This window comes from Vibrio sp. JPW-9-11-11, assembly GCF_013369335.1.
Taxonomy (GTDB): Bacteria; Pseudomonadota; Gammaproteobacteria; order Enterobacterales; family Vibrionaceae; genus Vibrio.
In genome coordinates this window covers 49,405-68,363 of the sequence record NZ_SZQJ01000008.1, presented here as the reverse complement: position 1 = coordinate 68,363, position 18,959 = coordinate 49,405, and the positions used below count along the sequence as shown (strand labels likewise).

General features: G+C 48.4%; 15 protein-coding genes. 10 read left to right on the top strand and 5 right to left on the bottom strand.

Annotation, left to right across the window (positions count from 1 at the left end):
- Positions 1 to 31: 31 nt before the first annotated feature.
- The 8 genes from FCU94_RS11805 to tldD are packed head-to-tail and all read left to right on the top strand — an operon-like array spanning position 32 to position 10,712.
- On the top strand, positions 32 to 1,075 hold the full coding sequence (locus FCU94_RS11805; protein ID WP_176288734.1) for a rod shape-determining protein: 1,044 nt from the start codon (positions 32 to 34) through the stop codon (positions 1,073 to 1,075).
- Between the two features lie 51 nt (positions 1,076 to 1,126).
- Entirely contained in the window at positions 1,127 to 2,002 is an 876-nt protein-coding gene (gene mreC, locus FCU94_RS11800; protein WP_176288733.1) for a rod shape-determining protein MreC, read from the top strand.
- A complete protein-coding gene (gene mreD, locus FCU94_RS11795; RefSeq protein ID WP_176288732.1) occupies positions 2,002 to 2,490 on the top strand; it encodes a rod shape-determining protein MreD in 489 nt (162 codons plus the stop codon). The genes mreC and mreD overlap by 1 nt, the downstream gene beginning before the upstream one ends.
- Positions 2,491 to 2,493: 3 nt before the next feature.
- On the top strand, positions 2,494 to 3,054 hold the full coding sequence (locus tag FCU94_RS11790; protein ID WP_176288731.1) for a Maf family protein: 561 nt from the start codon (positions 2,494 to 2,496) through the stop codon (positions 3,052 to 3,054).
- 20 nt (positions 3,055 to 3,074) lie between these two features.
- Positions 3,075 to 4,544, top strand: coding sequence for a ribonuclease G (rng, locus tag FCU94_RS11785; RefSeq protein WP_176288730.1), 1,470 nt, complete (start codon positions 3,075 to 3,077; stop codon positions 4,542 to 4,544).
- 9 nt (positions 4,545 to 4,553) lie between these two features.
- Complete coding sequence (locus tag FCU94_RS11780) at positions 4,554 to 8,423, top strand: YhdP family protein (RefSeq protein ID WP_176288729.1); 3,870 nt, start codon at positions 4,554 to 4,556, stop codon at positions 8,421 to 8,423.
- A gap of 11 nt (positions 8,424 to 8,434) precedes the next feature.
- Complete coding sequence (locus FCU94_RS11775; protein ID WP_176288728.1) at positions 8,435 to 9,256, top strand: carbon-nitrogen hydrolase family protein; 822 nt, start codon at positions 8,435 to 8,437, stop codon at positions 9,254 to 9,256.
- A gap of 10 nt (positions 9,257 to 9,266) precedes the next feature.
- Positions 9,267 to 10,712 (top strand): metalloprotease TldD, encoded by a 1,446-nt coding sequence (tldD, locus tag FCU94_RS11770; RefSeq protein ID WP_176288727.1) that lies wholly within the window; start codon positions 9,267 to 9,269, stop codon positions 10,710 to 10,712.
- A 268-nt stretch (positions 10,713 to 10,980) separates the two neighbouring features.
- Here tldD and arcA read toward each other — a convergent pair whose 3' ends face one another.
- Positions 10,981 to 12,201, bottom strand: coding sequence for an arginine deiminase (gene arcA / locus FCU94_RS11765; RefSeq protein WP_176288726.1), 1,221 nt, complete (start codon positions 12,199 to 12,201; stop codon positions 10,981 to 10,983).
- 565 nt (positions 12,202 to 12,766) lie between these two features.
- Here arcA and rraB point away from each other — a divergent pair.
- Together rraB and FCU94_RS11755 are read left to right on the top strand one after the other, a co-directional pair.
- The gene (gene rraB, locus FCU94_RS11760; protein WP_176288725.1) at positions 12,767 to 13,180 is read left to right on the top strand and encodes a ribonuclease E inhibitor RraB; all 414 of its coding nucleotides are present in this window, start codon (positions 12,767 to 12,769) and stop codon (positions 13,178 to 13,180) included.
- 136 nt (positions 13,181 to 13,316) lie between these two features.
- A complete protein-coding gene (locus FCU94_RS11755) occupies positions 13,317 to 14,117 on the top strand; it encodes a glycosyl hydrolase 2 galactose-binding domain-containing protein (protein WP_176288724.1) in 801 nt (266 codons plus the stop codon).
- Here FCU94_RS11755 and FCU94_RS11750 read toward each other — a convergent pair.
- The 4 genes from FCU94_RS11750 to FCU94_RS11735 all read right to left on the bottom strand — a co-directional run bounded on the left by FCU94_RS11750 (position 14,105) and on the right by FCU94_RS11735 (position 18,947).
- Positions 14,105 to 14,506 (bottom strand): DUF2061 domain-containing protein, encoded by a 402-nt coding sequence (locus FCU94_RS11750; RefSeq protein WP_176288723.1) that lies wholly within the window; start codon positions 14,504 to 14,506, stop codon positions 14,105 to 14,107. The two genes, FCU94_RS11755 and FCU94_RS11750, sit on opposite strands and share 13 nt — an antisense overlap.
- A gap of 144 nt (positions 14,507 to 14,650) precedes the next feature.
- On the bottom strand, positions 14,651 to 15,088 hold the full coding sequence (locus FCU94_RS11745; protein WP_176288822.1) for a universal stress protein: 438 nt from the start codon (positions 15,086 to 15,088) through the stop codon (positions 14,651 to 14,653).
- Between the two features lie 99 nt (positions 15,089 to 15,187).
- A complete protein-coding gene (locus tag FCU94_RS11740) occupies positions 15,188 to 17,767 on the bottom strand; it encodes a TRAP transporter permease (protein WP_176288722.1) in 2,580 nt (859 codons plus the stop codon).
- Positions 17,768 to 17,978: 211 nt separating this feature from the next.
- Positions 17,979 to 18,947, bottom strand: coding sequence for a TAXI family TRAP transporter solute-binding subunit (locus FCU94_RS11735; RefSeq protein WP_176288721.1), 969 nt, complete (start codon positions 18,945 to 18,947; stop codon positions 17,979 to 17,981).
- Positions 18,948 to 18,959 lie beyond the last annotated feature (12 nt).

The following is an 18,959-nucleotide window of genomic DNA, read 5'->3' as shown; positions in this document are numbered from 1 at the left end:
TCTTCTAATTCTTTCAGGACGAGCGAAGAATATGTTCAAAAAACTTCGTGGCATATTTTCAAATGACCTATCTATCGATTTAGGTACTGCCAACACTCTTATCTACGTTAAAGGACAGGGTATTGTCCTAGACGAGCCTTCAGTTGTAGCCATCCGTCAAGACCGTAAAAGCGCGGGCAAAAGTGTCGCTGCAGTCGGACATGCGGCAAAACAAATGTTGGGCCGTACTCCGGGTAACATCTCTGCAATTCGTCCGATGAAAGATGGTGTGATTGCCGACTTTTATGTCACCGAAAAAATGCTGCAACACTTTATTAAACAAGTACACGACAACAGCGTGCTGAAACCAAGCCCGCGCGTATTGGTGTGTGTCCCATGTGGATCGACTCAAGTTGAGCGTCGTGCGATTCGTGAATCGGCGCTAGGCGCGGGTGCACGTGAAGTTTACTTGATTGACGAGCCAATGGCGGCGGCGATCGGTGCAGGCTTGCGTGTCTCAGAGCCAACAGGCTCTATGGTGGTTGATATTGGTGGTGGTACCACTGAAGTCGCCGTGATCTCACTCAACGGTGTAGTGTACTCCTCATCAGTACGCATCGGTGGTGACCGTTTTGATGAAGCAATCATTAATTATGTTCGTCGTAATTACGGTAGTTTGATCGGTGAAGCGACCGCTGAGAAGATCAAACACGAGATCGGTTCTGCTTATCCTGGTGATGAAGTCGAAGAGATCGAAGTGCGCGGCCGTAACCTAGCGGAAGGTGTACCACGTAGCTTTAGCTTAAATTCAAATGAGATCCTTGAGGCGCTGCAAGAGCCCCTAACGGGTATTGTCTCTGCCGTGATGGTGGCACTCGAGCAATGTCCTCCGGAGTTGGCGTCAGACATCTCTGAAAACGGAATGGTATTGACCGGTGGCGGCGCGCTGCTGAAAGATCTCGACCGTTTATTGACGGAAGAAACCGGGATTCCGGTTGTGATCGCAGAAGACCCTCTCACTTGTGTTGCGCGCGGCGGTGGTAAAGCACTCGAGATGATCGACATGCATGGTGGCGATCTGTTTAGCGAAGAATAATCGAAACCTCTTGGTGATACCAAGAGCCGCAAGATAAGGATCTCATACTCTATGAAGCCGATTTTTGGCCGGGGACCTTCACTTCAGTTACGTCTATTTTTTGCCGTTATTCTATCAGCCAGCTTTATGCTGGCTGATAGTCGTTTAGGCGCGTTTGCACAAGTACGCTATTTGCTCAATAGCTTGGTCGCGCCGATTCAGTATTTGGCTGACGTTCCGCGAGTGATGTTTGAAGGGGCTTATGAACGCTTCAATATCCGTCAGGATTACATGGAAAGCACACGCACGCTTAAGCGTGAGGTGTTGCGTCTAAAAAATGACTTACTGCTGTTGGATCAGTACCGGGAAGAAAACCAAAGACTGCGTAAGCTGCTGGGCTCTTCATTCATCCGTGATGAACGTAAAGTCGTGACTGAAGTGATGGCGGTCGATACCTCGCCTTATCGTCACCAAGTGGTGATCGATAAAGGCCAGATTGATGGCGTTTATGTTGGACAGCCAGTTGCGAATGAAAAAGGCATTGTTGGACAGGTGACGTTTGTTTCAGCGCACAATAGTCGAGTGTTGCTGTTGACCGACAGTCTGAGTGCGATCCCGGTACAGGTGATCCGTAACGATATTCGTGTGATTGCCTCGGGGAATGGCAAAACGGATCGAATCAATCTCGACCATATTCCAATCAGCCTAGACATTGAACAAGGCGATCTGTTGGTTACCTCAGGTCTGGGGGGCATTTACCCTGAAGGATTTCCTGTCGCGCATGTGGCAAACGTGGAGCGCGATACGGCTCGAGAGTTCGCGGTTATCGAAGCTGAGCCTGTGGTGGATTTTGAACGCTTACGTTATTTGCTTTTGATATGGCCGAATGATTCTCGCCAGGAGAAAATTCAACAAGTATTACCTGACAATGTGGAGGAGCCTCAGTAATGGCCAATAGTGTCTTAAAGGGGAAGCTTGTTATTAGCGGATCGTTTTTGATCGCGTTGACACTACAAACGATTCCTTGGCCAGGTATGCTTGACCTGTTGCGCCCATCTTGGCTACTGCTGGTCACTTGTTATTGGGTGCTGGCCTTGCCGCACCGAGTGAACGTCGGTTCTGCATTAGTGTTAGGCTTGCTGTGGGATTTGCTGCTGGGTTCTACTTTAGGTATTCGTGGCATGATGATGTCGATTGTGGTTTACCTGGTCGCACTCAACTTTCTCGTCATGCGCAATATGGCACTCTGGCAGCAAGCGATTTTAATCGGCGTGATGTCGATGATCCTCGATGTGTTGATCTTCTTTGGTGAGTACTTAATCCAAGATGTTACTTTTAATCCGGTCTCACTATGGAGCGGTTTGATTAACTGTATTTTGTGGCCATGGATGTTCCTGTTAATGCGTCGAGTACGACGCCACTGGCATATAAGATAAACAATGAAACAACCTCTGATTCTGGCGTCTGGTTCGCCACGACGCAAAGAGCTATTAAGCCAATTGGGCTATACGTTTTCGGTGCTCAAAACCGATGTCGAAGAGCAGCGTCAGGCGAGTGAAAAACCGTTTGATTATGTGGCGCGCTTATCAAAAGACAAAGCCTTGGCAGCGGTCGAACTCGACCCAGAATCTGTGGTCATTGGCTCAGATACTATCGTGGTGTGTGACGAGAAGGTATTGGAAAAGCCAGATGACTTAGCGCATGCTAAACAGATGTTATTGATGCTTTCCAATCGAGCGCATCAAGTGATGACAGCGGTGACTGTCGCCACACAAGAGATTCAAGAAACTGTGGTTGTCACCACAGACGTTTGGTTTAAACCCTTGTCAGAGCAAGAAATAGAACAATATTGGCAGACGGGCGAACCATGCGATAAAGCTGGTAGTTATGGTATTCAAGGTCTGGGGGGGCGATTTGTCACTCGGATAGAAGGGAGTTATTACGCCGTTGTCGGCTTACCTCTTTATGAAACTGACCAGCTCTTGCGCAAATTTTTATAATTATTTTTTGAGGTGCGCTCATGAGTGCAGAGTTGTTGATTAACGTGACCCCGAGTGAAACTCGCGTGGCCATGATTGAAGGGGGAACCCTCCAAGAAATTCATGTTGAACGAGAGGCCAAACGCGGCATCGTTGGCAATATTTACAAAGGCAAAGTAAGCCGTGTCTTGCCGGGAATGCAGGCGGCCTTCGTTGATATTGGCCTAGAAAAAGCCGCGTTCTTGCATGCATCCGATATTGTGCCCCATACCGAGTGTGTGGCAGAGAACGAAAAACAACAGTTTCAAGTGAGAGATATTTCTGAACTGGTTCGTCAGGGACAAGACATCGTGGTGCAGGTGGTCAAAGATCCTCTCGGCACTAAGGGCGCACGTTTAACCACCGACATCACCTTACCCTCGCGTTACCTAGTGTTTATGCCAGGGGCGAGCCATGTTGGCGTGTCGCAGCGTATCGAAAGCGAAGCTGAGCGTCACCGCTTGAAGAAAGTTGTGGGTCATTATTGCGATGAAAACGGTGGATTTATCATTCGTACTGCGGCTGAGGGCGCCGATGAGAAGGAGCTGTCCCAAGATGCGGCATTTTTGAAGCGTCTATGGTCAAAAGTGACCGAGCGACGCAGTAAGTACAAGACACGCTCGACACTGTATGGCGAACTTGGTTTATCGCAACGCATTTTGCGTGATTTTGTCGGTACTGAGCTCAACAAGATCTTAGTCGACTCGCGTCAGGAGTTCGAAAATCTTACAGAATTTACTTCGGAATACGTCCCAGAGTTAACCGACAAGTTAGAGCTCTATGAAGGGGATAAGCCGATTTTCGATATGTACGACACCGAGAACGAAATCCAGCGCTCGTTGGAGCGTAAAGTGGAACTCAAATCGGGCGGCTACCTGATCATCGACCAGACTGAGGCGATGACGACCGTGGATATCAACACCGGGGCCTTTGTAGGACGACGTAATCTCGAAGAGACTATCTTCAATACCAATATTGAGGCGACACAAGCGATTGCACGTCAACTGCGTCTGCGTAACCTTGGCGGTATCATTATTATCGATTTTATCGATATGGCCTCGGATGAGCATCGCAATCGGGTCCTTTCTTCATTGGAGTCAGCCCTCAATAAAGATCGCGTCAAAACCAATATCAATGGTTTCACTCAATTAGGTCTGGTTGAGATGACGCGGAAGCGCACCCGAGAAAGCATCGAACATGTACTGTGCTCAACGTGCCCAACTTGTGAAGGGCGCGGCAGCGTCAAAACAGTCGAGTCAGTCTGTTACGAGATTCTGCGTGAAATTACCCGAGTGAATCGAGCTTACGACGCCGATAAGTTTGTCGTCTACGCTTCGCCTGCAGTGGCAGAAACTTTGCAAGGAGATGAATCTCACGCCCTTGCCGAGTTGGAGGTGTTTATTAGTAAGCAAGTGAAGATTCAAGCGGAACCTTTGTACATTCAAGAGCAATTTGACGTTGTGATGATGTAAAGGCGTGTCGTGAACTCTACTGTGACTCGCTTAACGCGATGGTGTCTTGGGTTGCTGGTAACGGTGTTGGTCTTATTGGCCATGACCGTTACTGGGTTGCGTATTGCTCTGCCACAGCTCAACCACTTTCAACCGCAGATTCAGGCCTGGGTGAACCAAAGCTCCGGGCTTGAGTTTCAGATCTCTGATATTCATGGCTTTTGGCGCAACACTCATCCATCGTTATCGTTGCGAGGCGTCACCGCAGACACGCCTGAAAGCAGTGGTATTCATTTCTCAGCCAACAATGTCGAGATCGAACTGGATCTTTTTCAATCCTTGATCGAGCGCCAACCTGTGGTGGCTGATTTGAGTATTCATCAACTCAAGTTGGACATCAGCTCCATTGAATGGACTCAAGATAGTTCAACCCCCGAGCTCAATCCTCAAGGAGAGCAAAAAACCGTTGTCGAGCAACTGGACCAACTACTGCTGCGTCAATTAGACCGATTTTCTCTTAAGCAGTCACAAATTCACTTTCTTGGTGTCGATGGTACACCGCGTGATTTGGAAATCACGCGTTTACAGTGGCAAAACGATGGCCGTCATCACATTGCTGATGGTGAGGTCAATTTAGCCGATAGTCATGTTAATTCGGCTGAGATCAAAGCTAACTTTGTCGATCACGGCTCGCTGCAAGAAGTGAGCGGTGAGTTTTATCTTTCGGCGCAGAATGTTCTGCTCACTCCATGGCTGACCAAGTACTTCAAAACCGAAATGGGGGTCGAAAAGGGCCAGGTGAGTTTCAGTAGTTGGCTGACTCTGGATCGGAACAACCCGGTGAGTGCTTATGTCGAACTTCAGCCATCAGAACTTATTTGGCAAGAAGGCAAGCGTCATGAGTTGTTACTCGAGTCGGGGGTGATCGAGTTAGAGCCAAGGGATAATGGTTGGCAAGTGAATGCTTACTCACTCAATGTTTTCACCGATGACCAAGCTTGGCCAGAATTGGATGTAGCCTTCGATTGGCAGCCCGGAGCTTGGCGAGCTAACGTCTCTCAGCTTGACATTGCATCGCTGACGCCGCTGGCGAAACTCGTGCCGGAGTCGAACGCCACGAGTCAACTGCTCGATACCTTGTCTCTGGGGGGAAGGGTTGAAGATATCCGCATTGCCGCCGAAGGGGGCTGGGAGAATCTGCGTTACTCTGGGCAGTTAACTCAAGGCAGTATGGCACAATGGGCGCTACTGCCAGAAGTTCATCAGTTGTCAGCGACGATTGTAGGCAGCCTCAATCAAGCCCATGCTCAAGTGACCTTGATTGACGATGTGTTGCCGTATGGTGAGGTGTTTCAAGCGCCATTGAACATCAAGCAAGGCCAAGTCGATATCGTTTGGCAACGGGGTGAGGATGGCTGGTCGCTATGGGCTGATAAAGTGACAGCGGCGACCCCTGACTTACAGGTGTTGGGAGCGTTTCGCTTGGACTTCCCGCAAGGCCAGAGTCCATTTCTATCTTTCTATGCAGAAGCTGATTTGTATAACGCAGGGGAAACTTGGCGTTACTTACCGACACTCGCGCTGGGGCGTGAGCTGACCGATTACTTAAGCACGGCGATTCAAGCCGGTAAAGTGAACACGGCTAAACTCCTGTGGTACGGGGAATTGGCCGATTTTCCCTACCAGCGCAATGATGGCATGTTCCAAGCTTGGGTAGGGCTGAAACAGGCCAAGTTCAGTTTTGACACGGCGTGGCCACCGATCACTGATTTACAGCTCGATTTGTTGTTCCAGAACGATGCGATGTACCTTGACTCCCACAGTGCCACGTTAATGGATGTGACTGCCAAGCGGATTACTGGACGAATCCCAGCGTTGGCAGAAGGTGGTCATATCGAGATTGAAGCCCAAGCCGTGGCGCAAGGAAACGCGGTGCGTGATTATATGACGGCTTCTCCCTTGGTCGATTCCGTGGGCGCGGCACTGACAGCTGTTCAAGTCGATGGGCCAGTCGAGTCTAGCTTTCGGCTCAATATACCGTTTCATCGGGACAGAGAAGCGCGTGCTTGGGGCTATGCCGAACTGAACCGCAATCACGTGACTATCGAGTCTCCTCCGATGACATTAGAGACCGTCTCTGGGCGTGTTGAGTTTGATAATGACGTGGTCAGTGCGGCGGGGTTGGAAGCGAAACTACTTCGACAACCGGTGTCGATAGATTTTAGTGGTGAAAATATTGCCCAGGGTTACGGCGTGGCGATCGATGTCGTCGGGGACTGGGATATTAAACCGCTCACTCCTTATTTGGGCCAACGCTGGCTGGGACCGCTGGACGGTCACGCGCCATGGCGTATGGATGTCGACATCCAACTCAATGATGTTGGCTTTACTTATCAGATCGATACTGAAGCCGACTTAAAGTTTGTAAGTAGTCACTTACCAGCGCCGTTTTTGAAACCATCTGGGGTGGCTGGCAAAGGGCGCTTACAAGCCTCTGGTAACCAAGAGACCATCACTGCGCGAGTTCAATTGCCGAGCTTCAAGTATCAGGCTGAAATCGATATTCGGCCTGACGTCCCTGTGCTTACCGACACTAACTTGGTCGTCGGTAAAGGCAGTTTTAAGATCAGCCCTGTTGCGGGTCATCATGCTCAAGTGAGGCTCAATCGTGTCGACCTAGATGATTGGATTGAGATGCTAACTGTCGATCAAGGCCCTTCGAAAGCGGTGTTGGCGACAATGAAGACACCACAGGTTCCGTTACCAGAGCGGGTTGATATTGATGCAACAGAGCTGCGTTTAGCTGGAATCGATTGGAACGATGTTGATTTTACAGCTAAACGCAAAGGGTTAGGTTGGTATATAAGCTTAGATAGTCAAGAAGCGAAAGGCGAAGCCAGCTATCTAGAACCTTATGATTTATCGGTGGCTTTGCAGCGATTACATGTCTATGTGCCAGGGCTTGACGCCGAGACAACACAACCTAAATTGTTTGAAGATAGTCCACAACCGCAGCCGTTAATCAGCGCGTTTGAACGTGAGTTTCATCAACAACTGCCCAATATTACCTTGGCGATCGATGACTTTTGGTTGCAGGGGTATCGAGTGGGCAAAGCGCATCTCGATTTGCAGCGTCAGGGCGATAAACTAGAGTGGAAAAAACTGACTTTTGAGAGTGGAACTAACCAGGTCGACATTACTGGCTGGTGGTTGCTGGACGATACCCAGAGCCACACTCAGTTTGATATCAGTATGTCGGGTGAGAACAACAGCGATGTGATGGAGCGCTTTGGCATCACTACGGGAATTCAACGCGCTCCTTTTGATATTCAAGCTCAAGTTGATTGGGATGGCTCGCCATGGCGTGGTCGAATTGATACCTTGTCGGGAGAAGTCTCGACCAAGCTCGGTAAAGGCGTCATCTCCGACGTCAGTGGCGCAGCGCGTCTGTTGGGCTTATTCAGCCTTGATTCTATCATCCGTAAAATGCAGCTCGATTTTAGTGATGTGTTTGATAAAGGGATGGCGTTTAACTCAATTACCGGTAGTGGATCCATTCGTAATGGTGTTTTTCTCACCAATGACATCCAAATGGATGCGGTCGCGGGTGAGATGCTAATTAAAGGCTTAGCTAACCTCAATACTCGCACTGTGGATGCGGAAGTGAGCTTTACTCCAGATATCACCTCTGGGATCCCTGTTCTGACAGCGTTTGCGGTGACACCACAAACCGCACTCTATGTGTTGGCGATTACCACGGTTATCTCGCCTGTGGTCGAAGTTTTTACTCAGGTAAACTACGAAGTCAAAGGGCCATTGGACGACCCAGTGGTGAAAGAACTATCACGGAGTCGAGGGGAATTTAAGTTACCTGATAAGCTTCGTGAAGCGGCGAAATAAGGGAAGCACACATGGAAAAAGTGGGTTTGATACAGATGACGTCAGGGCCAGATCCGCAACGAAACTTGGCCCATATTGGTCAACAAGTGGCTGCCCTGGCTGCGCAGCAGGTGAAACTGGTCGTGACGCCGGAAAACGCTTTGGTTTTTGGTGGACGTCACGACTACCATAGCCTTGCCGAAACACTCTATCATGGCCCACTCCAGCGAGCTTTATCTGAGATGGCTAAACAGCATCATGTGTGGTTGTTAGTCGGCAGTATGCCGATTCGCCGTGCCGAGGGCGTCACAACGACTAGCCTGCTTTTTTCCCCACAAGGTGAGCCAGTGTGTCACTATGATAAATTGCACATGTTCGATGTCGATGTCGCCGATAGTCATCAGCGCTATCGTGAGTCAGAGACCTTTACCCCGGGCAATCAAGTGGTCACTTATCGTGCCCCTTTCGCTCATCTTGGTTTAACGATCTGCTATGATGTACGCTTTCCTACACTATATAGTGAGTTAGCACAACGAGGTGCGAATATCATCGTTGTGCCTGCTGCCTTTACCGCAGTAACCGGCCGAGCCCATTGGCAAACTCTGCTCAGCGCTCGAGCCATCGAGACACAAGCTTGGGTTATTGCGGTCAATCAAGTGGGGACTCACCCATGTGGAAGAGAAACGTGGGGGCATTCAATGGTCATTTCGCCTTGGGGTGAAGTGGTTGCAGCTTTGACAAATGAGGTCGGCAATTTATTGGTCGATATCGATCTGAATCAAGTAGAAGAGTTGAGAGTGGCGATGCCGGTTCAACAGCACGCGCGATTCAGTCACCAGTTACAAGAAAATTAAGAGCACATATATGACAATCAACCAAGTAGAAGATGCCTTGTTAACACCCGCGGGCCTAGGGGAACAAGAAATTGCTGACACCTTAGCCAGCATTGCCACTCGTCAAATCGATTATGCGGATATTTATTTTCAATCTAGCTGGCATGAGTCACTGGTTTTGGAAGACAGTATTATCAAAGACGGGTCATTCAATATTGATTGTGGTGTGGGTGTTCGCGCAGTAACGGGTGAAAAAACGGGTTTTGCGTATTCTGATCAAATCCAGCTCGAAGGCCTTAAACAAAGTGCTTACGCGGCACGAGGCATCGCTCAACAAGGGCAAAATGGCCGCGTTCAAGCATTCAAGCGCAGTGAGAACCAACACTACTATGCTGCGGTCAATCCGTTAGAGAGCTGGAAAAAAGAACAAAAAACGCAGTTGCTTAAAGAGTTGGACGCGTATATTCGCACCAAAGAACCACTGATCAAAGAAGTATCGATTAGCCTAAGTGGTGTACACGAGCAAATGTTAGTTGCCGCTACTGATGGCACGTATGCCGGGGATATTCGTCCGCTGGTTCGTTTGTCGATCAGTGTATTGGCGCAGCAAGGTGAGCGCCGTGAACGTGGTAGCGCCGGCGGTGGTGGTCGTTTTGATTACGATTTTTTCCTCAGTGAAAGTGAAGGATGCAAAGTGGCGTATCACTTCGCTGATGAAGCGATTCGTATGGCGCTGGTCAACCTCGAAGCAGATGCGGCCCCCGCAGGAACGATGCCAGTGGTACTCGGCTCTGGTTGGCCAGGGGTGCTGCTACATGAAGCTGTCGGTCATGGGCTTGAAGGCGATTTCAACCGCAAAGAATCATCAGTATTCAGTGGTAAAGTCGGTCAAAAGGTTACATCAGATTTATGTACTATCGTCGACGATGGTACATTAAAAGACTTACGCGGCTCACTGAACGTTGACGACGAGGGGGTAAATGGTCAATACAACACCCTGATTGAAAACGGAGTTTTGAAAGGCTATATGCAAGACAAGCTCAATGCGCGCCTTATGGGAGCCCAACCTACGGGCAATGGACGCCGTGAGTCTTATGCTCATTTACCTATGCCACGCATGACTAATACTTATATGTTGCCGGGCCAGCACACACCAGAAGAGATCATCTCGACGGTGAAAAAGGGCCTCTATGCGCCTAACTTTGGCGGCGGTCAGGTGGATATTACGTCAGGAAAATTTGTTTTCTCTGCATCTGAAGCTTATTTAATTGAAGATGGTAAGGTGACTCGTCCGGTGAAAGGGGCGACCTTAATTGGCTCCGGTATCGAAGCAATGCAGCAAGTCTCAATGGTCGGTAATGACTTAAGCATCGACCGTGGAGTGGGTGTGTGCGGTAAAGCCGGCCAGAGTGTGCCCGTCGGTGTGGGTCAGCCAACGCTGAAACTTGACTCCATTACTGTCGGTGGTACGGAGTAAGCGAACAAGGCTTTGTTTCGAGAAGGATTTCGTCTTTCGAGCTTTTAGAAAGCTACGCTTCTAGAACCGAGAGCGGACTTCCTTCTTCGAGAGGAGGTCAAGTTGTCATTCCATAGAGTGACGAAGGAGCGAGTAGGAATCTGAAAAAGTTATCTACTCGCTAGAAGAGATCCCCAACTCGGCCGTACCTTCCTCTCGGGGATGACAGTGTAATTTCTTGAAAAAAAGGGTTAACAGTTCATGTTAACCCTTCCCATGTTTTCTCGCTTTATATTCCGTCGCGCTCAATCGGGCAACTCATACAGCGGGCACCGCCACGACCGCGGCCAAGTTCGTTGCCAGGGATGGTCAAAACTTCAATCCCGGCCTTGTCATATTTCTCATTGGTATAAACGTTGCGCTCGTAACCGATGACCACACCAGGTTTGACCGTGAGTACGTTGTTAGCATCATTCCACTGTTCGCGCTCTGCTTCGTAGCTATCGCCACCTGTGGTGATGATCTTTAAGTAATCCAGTTCAAGGGCTTGCTCGATGGAGTGGATAAAGCTAGGCACTTTTTCTACCTTCATCTCACCATCTTGTTTCGGAGTTAGTCGCCAAGTATTAAGATCTTTGCGCATAATTTCTGGATAGACAGAGAAGGTATCGACATCCATATGGGTCATGACGGTATCTAAGTGCATACAAGAGCGGTGTTTAGGTAGCTCAATCGCAATCACTTGTTTTGCCTGACCGTGTTTAAACAGTTTTGCGGCGAGGTTTTCCACACCTTGCGCCGTAGTGCGTTCAGACATGCCAATTAACACCGCCCCTTTACCGATCACCAGAACATCGCCCCCTTCAATATTGGCGTTATCGTAGTGAAGATCTTCGTCGCCGAAGTACTTGATAAAGTCTTGGCCTGCAAAGACTGGGTGCCAACGGTAGATCGCACGTAAGTGGTTGGTCTCGCGTTGACGCGCCGCTTTCATCATCGGATTGAGTGATACGCCACCATAAACCCAACAAGACGTATCACGGGTAAATAGGTGATTAGGTAAGGGTTCAATAACAAAATCGAGAGGACGATGCATATGTGGCAGCATCGACGCTGACTGTATGGGCAGCTCAGAGTAAGCCAATCCGCCGAGCAATACCGTCGCAAGGTGTTCGTTATCCATCTCGGCTAAGTAGTGACGCAAGTCTCTAGCAAATGTTGGCCCAAAGCGGAAGTCAGAAATTTGGGTTTCAAGTAGCCAAGTTTTGGCTTCCGCGACTGCTAACGTTTCGACTAGCAAGTCATGAAGTAGCAGAACCTCGACGCCTTGGTTGGTTAAAGTTTGGGCAAACTTATCGTGTTCTTCACCCGCTGCCTCTACGGCTAATACATCATCAAACAGTAGCTCGTGACAGTTAGAGGGAGTGAGGTGAGTGAGGGCGCGCTCCGGGCGGTTTAATAATACACGTCTTAACTGACCTACTTCTGAGCCTACATACAACTTACTCATTTTGTATCCTTACTTGTTTTTCCTGAGCGTATTTATGACAAGGTTGTTATAAAGATGCAAGTTCACTTTCTAGTTCTATGGTTTGCAATAATGACCAATAATGGTTAAAGATTTTGTAAATTGTCTTAATTTTGAATTAAGATGCTATTTTTGACTGCTTTCAAATCAGAGCTAATCTGCGTTGCTATTCGTCTCTCGAGAGGAGAGTGAATGCACGTTGCCGCGACAATCCAGCATAGCTATGCAGATAATGGCGACCAATAGTAAAATAGTGCACGTTTTATTCAGTTGGTTTGAAATCTCGGATATGCATGCTAACCAGATAAAAACGCATAAACAGTAGTGGTTAGCAGCAAGTAAACAATAGAGAGAATGTTCTGAAATCCGGCTTTGATAAAAAAATGTTAAATTTTATTGTTGTGAACTCGATCTCGCGAGAGACTGAGGTGTCGGGGCGATAAAGATCGGGTTCGGATCCTTTTTCAGGTAGTAATTTTGCTGGATCCATGCGATATTTCACCGCTGTTAGTTACGATCAATTTTGTCATTATCTGGAGCACGGCATATGTCTCAACAAGATGAATATCTATCGGTTGAAGAGTTAATTGAAGTTCAAAAAGAAGATACTCGCGATATCATTCAAGCTTTATTAGAAGATGGCAGTGATCCTGACGCTCTATATGACATTGAACATCACCTGTTTGCTGAAGATTTTAATACGTTAGAAAAAGCCGTTGTTGAAGCATTCAAGATGGGGTTCGAAGTACTCGAAGCTGAAGAAACAGAAGACGAAGATGGCAACAAACTGCTCTGTTGCGATGCGACTATGGAATCAAAACTTAACGCTGAAGCTATCGATGAGCAAGTAGAAAAATTAGTCCACCTGGCTGAAAAATATGACATTATTTATGATGGCTGGGGAACATACTACGAGGGTGAAGATGCACTTTATCCTGAAGAAGAGGATGACGAAGAGTAATTTTTGACTCCGTCTACCTGTCTTATAATACCAGCCATTTGGCTGGTATTTTTGTTTTGTTGCATTGCTTTACTATCTTTTAAACCGCGTCTGGCTTTATAATCGGCAAACTTTGATCTAGGACAAGTTTGATACTATGCAGCTCCCTCTTGCAGGCTTATGGCAACTCTCTCCACTGACGGATTTATCGATTCCTCAAGACGATATCACCTTTCCTGCGCCGTTGAGTCATGTGCTACCCGACACGCTGTCGGAGTCAGAAATTGCTCAGCAAGAGTGGCACTTGATGCATGATATTGAAGTTGACGAAGCGATGTTGGCGTTTGCTGCGGTTGACCTGATCATATCTGGCATCGACTATTACGCTGAAGTTAGGGTTAATGGGGTCGCGGTGTTTGATTGCGATCAGTCCCAGTCAGTATACAAAAAAGATATTCGCCCTTATTTACAGCTTGGAAGAAACCGCTTTGAAATCCTGTTTCTTGAACAAGACCAGGACTGCCTTCTTGAGGAGCAAGATGTCGCACTTTGTCCGCTGGATCAGAGCCCCTATCACCCCAGTGACTCTCGCATAGGAGTGTGGCAAGCCCCTTATCTGCAATTCATTCGCCATGTGCGACTAGAGCATGTGGCGACTGAGCAAATTTGGCATCATGGTGGTGGCTGTGAGTTTTTGGTTGATTTGCATTACACGACCTACGCGGCTGGATTGGTGTCGGCAGCGGTAAAATTCAACGGTATGACCTACCATTTACCCATCGATGTACGCGATAACCACGTGAGTGCGCTATTTCAAATTGAAGCGCCGATTTATGCAGATTGCCCTAATCCAAAAGCGGAAGATTTGTATTTGCTCGAAGTGACGCTCGACGATCAACGCCAACGATTCCACATTGGTCTCAGTAAAGATATGTGTGTTTCCCACTACCCACTGTAAGCGTGGCTGCACTGCCATTGATGCGTCGTGTCTTGCTTATGTAGCCATACTTTCTCATGGAAGTAGTAGGCAAAGGTATTAATGCTAGGTTCAATCGCTGCCATGATACCGCCTACAAACGCATCGCCAGTCATTAAGTAGACTACACCAAATGCAACACTAAAATGTACCACGGCGAAGCTGGTGGTTTTCGCCTTTGCTGAACGGGCCAAAGTTTGCAGAGCTTGGCTTTTTTGCCAGATACGTTCGTGAAAGTAAAAAGCGACGGTGTTCACTGAGGGTTCGATCATGGCGATCAAGCTACCAATGAGAAGATCACCCGTCAGTAGGTACGCCACGGTGAATGCAATCGTAAAATGGAGAGATGCGAATGTCAGTGTCTTTTTCATCTTGGTCGCTCATGTTGATTCTGATGAAAGACATTATTGATAATTATTCGCATTATATAAAATGAGTTGTACCGATTTGATTGATAGGTCGAGCCAATCAAAAAAGGCGCTCATTGAGCGCCTTACACAGTGAGACTCGCGTCGTTAGCCTTGGGGTTTCACCACCAGTACGTTGATAGGGGAATTATTGACGACTTTGCTGGCGACTGAACCGAGTACGACTTTATCTATCTTAGAACGCTTGTGACTTGGCATGACGATCAGGTCCGCCCCTAGCTTTTCTGCGTAGGTAAGAATGGTTGAGTAAGGTTTGCCTTCCGCAACGTGTACCTTGTAGACCACATCTTCGGCAATATGCTGCGCTGCAAACGCCTTCAACTGGCTTTCGACATCGGTTTTCATCTTCATCGCCGCATCTTTGGGGAAGTAAGTGGCGACCATCGACATATGAATACCGGGCAGAACATTAAGCAAATGCACTTCGGCATTGGAGTGCTTAGCGTGCCATACCGCCAACTCAACCGCTTTGTCTGAAAAGCCTTTGTCGTTTAAATCGACTGGAACGAGAATCTGTTTGTACATGGTCATATCTCTCTTCATCCGTCACCGTTTGTTCGGTCAACGGCGTGGATTGCATTCATAATATAAGTGTAGCCCTACCACGCGTGTAGGGCTGACTCTTTAAGCGCTCAGTTGTTCCTTACGAGCGCGTCGTTTCTGATTTAACGCTAATCCTATCAACAGCATCAGTGCTGGTAGGAATACCCACTCTTTCATTGGACGGTCAGCGTCGACAACCACAGAACGAATCTCCCAGTCGAAGTCGATACCAGATGACTCCGCAGGGCTGCCGAACTCGACCATGTCGACGATCATTCGTCCGTTGGCATTGTTGAGCATCAAGCCCATTGACGATATACGTTCATCCGCTGTTTCAGCTTGATCGTCAAACGGTAGACGGACGGTTTTAGAGATGTAATCGCCTTCTAGGTTTTCACCCGCGACGAGCAGCTCAATCTCTTCACCGACGTTTAGGCTTTCGGCAATTTGCGCGATCTCTGTGCCAGGGTGCTGAACTTTGGCCGGATAGATTTGATCCCACCAAAAGCCCGGACGGAAGAAGGTAAAGGTCAGAGCAAGCAGGAGTAACGTCTCCCACCATTTATTCTTAGTGAACCACCAACCTTGCGTTGCAGCGGAGAATATCAGCATTGCAATCACGGAAGATATGATCGTGAGCATTAAATGCCACCATGTGTCTATTCCCATCAACAATAATTGAGTGTTAAAAATAAACATGAATGGCAAAATGGCGGTTCGAATATCGTAAGTAAACCCTTGAATACCGGTGCGAATCGGGTCCGACTTCGCAATCGCTGCCGCGGCGAAGGCGGCTAAACCTACCGGGGGCGTGTCATCGGCAAGAATACCGAAGTAGAACACAAACAGGTGTACCGCGATCAATGGGATGATCAAACCACTTTGAGCGCCAAGAGTGACGATAACCGGAGCCATCAGAGTGGAGACAACAATGTAGTTCGCCGTGGTCGGTAACCCCATCCCCAAGATCAAGCTGATCACAGCCGTGAACAACAACATGAGAATGATATTACCGCCTGAAATGAACTCGACAAAGTCGGTCATCACAAGGCCAATGCCTGTTAATGTCACCACGCCAACAACCGTACCGGCTGCTGCCGTCGCTACACCAATACCGATCATGTTGCGCGCGCCCGAGACCAAGCTCTCTGCGAGATCCACAAAACCAGCTTTGGTGTGTTCTACCAGTGAGCCTTGCTTGGCAAGCAGAGCCATAAGTGGTCGCTGGGTAAGCAAGATAAAGATCATAAACACGGTTGCCCAAAAAGCAGACAAACCAGGAGAAAAACGCTCAACCGTCAGGCACCATACCAACACGACGATTGGCAATAAGTAGTGCAGGCCAGATTTGATCGTTGGACCTGGATCAGGCACTTCGGTCAACTCTGCATCAATTTCTATCGCGCCTTCTTTGGCGTATTTTGCCGAGATATTCACCAAGGCCACGTAAGTGAGTAGCAGAGCGACTGTGACGATCGGTGTTGCCGCTTCACCAAACACATCTTTGGTCCAGCCCACACCGTAGTACACTGCGCCACTGACCACGCATAAACCAAGGATCGTACCAGTGAACGAGAGTAAGCTCGCGATTAGGGTTGGATTGTGGCGGCGTGGCAAACCAGTCATGCCCGCTTTGCAGGCTTCAAGGTGAACGATGTAGATCAGAGCGATGTAAGAGATCAGCGCTGGTAAAATCGCCGCTTTAATCACCTCGACATATGAGATGCCGACATATTCAACCATTAAGAAAGCGGCCGCGCCCATAATCGGTGGTGTTAACTGGCCGTTGGTTGAGGCTGCCACTTCTACCGCTCCCGCTTTTGTGCCCGGGAAACCGACACGTTTCATCAATGGAATGGTAAAGGTACCAGTAGTCACTACGTTGGCGATGGATGAGCCAGACACTAAGCCTGATAGGCCAGAAGCAACCACAGCTGCTTTTGCTGGGCCACCACGCATGTGGCCAAGCAGTGAAAAGGCCACCTTAATAAAGTAAGCACCGGCTCCGGCGCGTTCTAACATAGCGCCAAATAGGACGAATAAGAATACAAAGGATGTCGACACTCCTAACGCAACCCCAAAGACCCCTTCGGTGGTCAGCCATAAGTGTGACATGGCTTTATTGATGCTTGCACCTTTATGCGCAATCACATCTGGCATGTACGGACCGCCGAATGTGTACAGTAGGAAGACGGCTGCTACTACCATCAGAGGTGGACCGAGCGCGCGGCGTGTTGCCTCGAGCAATAACACCATGCCGGTTACTGCGATCACGATATCCAATGACGTTGGCGCGCCTGAGCGTCCGGCAAGTTCAGTGTAGAAAATATAGATATAAGCCGCAGAGAAACTGCCCGCAAGCGCCAATAGCCAGTCAATCGCTGGGATATGGTCGCGAGGTGAGCTCTTCATCGCAGGATAAGCCGTAAACGCGAGGAATACTGCGAACATCAAGTGAATCGAGCGCGCTTCGGTGTCGTTAAGTACGCCAAAATTAAAAATAAACGGTAAAGGTGACGCGTACCAAAGTTGGAATAGTGACCAACATAGCGGCACAAACCACAAGATGCGACCTGCAAGCCCTGATGGGGCACGCGCACCTGTATCGGATTGAGCTACCATTTCTTGCACATCTTGAGACGGAGTTGTTGTCTTCGACATGTACTAAATCCTTATTATGAATGGTTCGTATACTTATGATTATTAGAACCTGTATTTAGCATCTTTCATTGTAGTGAAAAGATGAAATATTGCTCAGTTGTTTGCTATTAGAGATAAAGAGGTTGAGCTTTAAGAGGCAAAACTCAAAGTAGGGAATTGTTGTAAAAATTACCACCAAGGAGGGGGAGCCTCCTTGGTGACCAAAGAGTGGTTACTTAAGTAGACCAACCTCTTTGTAATATTTCTCTGCGCCAGGGTGCAAAGGAATCGATAGACCGGCTTTCACCATGTCTTCTTTCTTCAGGTTAGCGAACGCAGGGTGCAGACGTTTAAAGGTATCGAAGTTTTCGAATACCGACTTCGCTACGTTGTAAGCGACATTGTCTGACACGTTAGTCGTTGTCACCATAGTGGCTGCAACACCAAAGCTGTTTACGTCAGCGTCTGTACCGCGGTACATACCCGCTGGAACGGTGCTGTACGCGTAGTACGGGTTGTTTGCTACGATCTCGTCGATCTTAGCACCCGTTGCTGATACTAGCTTCGCATCACAAGATGTGGTTGCTTCTTTGATTGATCCATTTGGATGACCAACCACATAAACGAATGCGTCGATTTTGTTGTCACACAGAGCTTGAGAACGCTCAGAGCCTTTCAGTTCTGACGCAAGTTTAAAGTCGTCGTTGGTCCAGCCCATCGCTTCCATCACAACACCCATGGTTGCACGGTCACCTGAACCTGGGTTACCGATGTTGACGCGCTTGCCTTTTAAGTCGGCAACATTTTCGATACCCGCGTCACTGCGTGCGATGATGTTGAATGGTTCTGTGTGTAGAGAGAAGACTGCACGTAGTTCTTTGTACGGGCCTTGCTCAGCAAACTTACTTGTACCGTTGTAACCGTGGTACTGCCAATCGGACTGAACGATACCGAAATCTAACTCGCCAGCGCGGATTGTGTTGACGTTGTAGATTGAACCACCAGTAGATTCTACAGAACAACGGACATTGTGCTCTTTACGACCTTTGTTAACTAGCTTACAAATTGCACCACCAGTTGGGTAGTAAACACCTGTTACAGAACCGGTACCAATAGTGATGAACTCTTGAGCGTTAACTGCGCCAGCGCCCATAACGGCAGCTGCAATCGCACCAACTTTAATAAGTTTGTTCAATGCCATGAATTTCCCTTC

Bases quoted from the DNA above. Each gene is read 5' to 3' on its own strand.
- FCU94_RS11805 (WP_176288734.1), top strand. From the start codon at position 32: ATGTTCAAAAAACTTCGTGGCATATTTTCAAATGACCTATCTATCGAT.
- mreC (WP_176288733.1), top strand. From the start codon at position 1,127: ATGAAGCCGATTTTTGGCCGGGGACCTTCACTTCAGTTACGTCTATTT.
- mreD (WP_176288732.1), top strand. From the start codon at position 2,002: ATGGCCAATAGTGTCTTAAAGGGGAAGCTTGTTATTAGCGGATCGTTT.
- FCU94_RS11790 (WP_176288731.1), top strand. From the start codon at position 2,494: ATGAAACAACCTCTGATTCTGGCGTCTGGTTCGCCACGACGCAAAGAG.
- rng (WP_176288730.1), top strand. From the start codon at position 3,075: ATGAGTGCAGAGTTGTTGATTAACGTGACCCCGAGTGAAACTCGCGTG.
- FCU94_RS11775 (WP_176288728.1), top strand. From the start codon at position 8,435: ATGGAAAAAGTGGGTTTGATACAGATGACGTCAGGGCCAGATCCGCAA.
- tldD (WP_176288727.1), top strand. From the start codon at position 9,267: ATGACAATCAACCAAGTAGAAGATGCCTTGTTAACACCCGCGGGCCTA.
- arcA (WP_176288726.1), bottom strand. From the start codon at position 12,201: ATGAGTAAGTTGTATGTAGGCTCAGAAGTAGGTCAGTTAAGACGTGTA.
- rraB (WP_176288725.1), top strand. From the start codon at position 12,767: ATGTCTCAACAAGATGAATATCTATCGGTTGAAGAGTTAATTGAAGTT.
- FCU94_RS11755 (WP_176288724.1), top strand. From the start codon at position 13,317: ATGCAGCTCCCTCTTGCAGGCTTATGGCAACTCTCTCCACTGACGGAT.
- FCU94_RS11750 (WP_176288723.1), bottom strand. From the start codon at position 14,506: ATGAAAAAGACACTGACATTCGCATCTCTCCATTTTACGATTGCATTC.
- FCU94_RS11745 (WP_176288822.1), bottom strand. From the start codon at position 15,088: ATGTACAAACAGATTCTCGTTCCAGTCGATTTAAACGACAAAGGCTTT.
- FCU94_RS11740 (WP_176288722.1), bottom strand. From the start codon at position 17,767: ATGTCGAAGACAACAACTCCGTCTCAAGATGTGCAAGAAATGGTAGCT.
- FCU94_RS11735 (WP_176288721.1), bottom strand. From the start codon at position 18,947: ATGGCATTGAACAAACTTATTAAAGTTGGTGCGATTGCAGCTGCCGTT.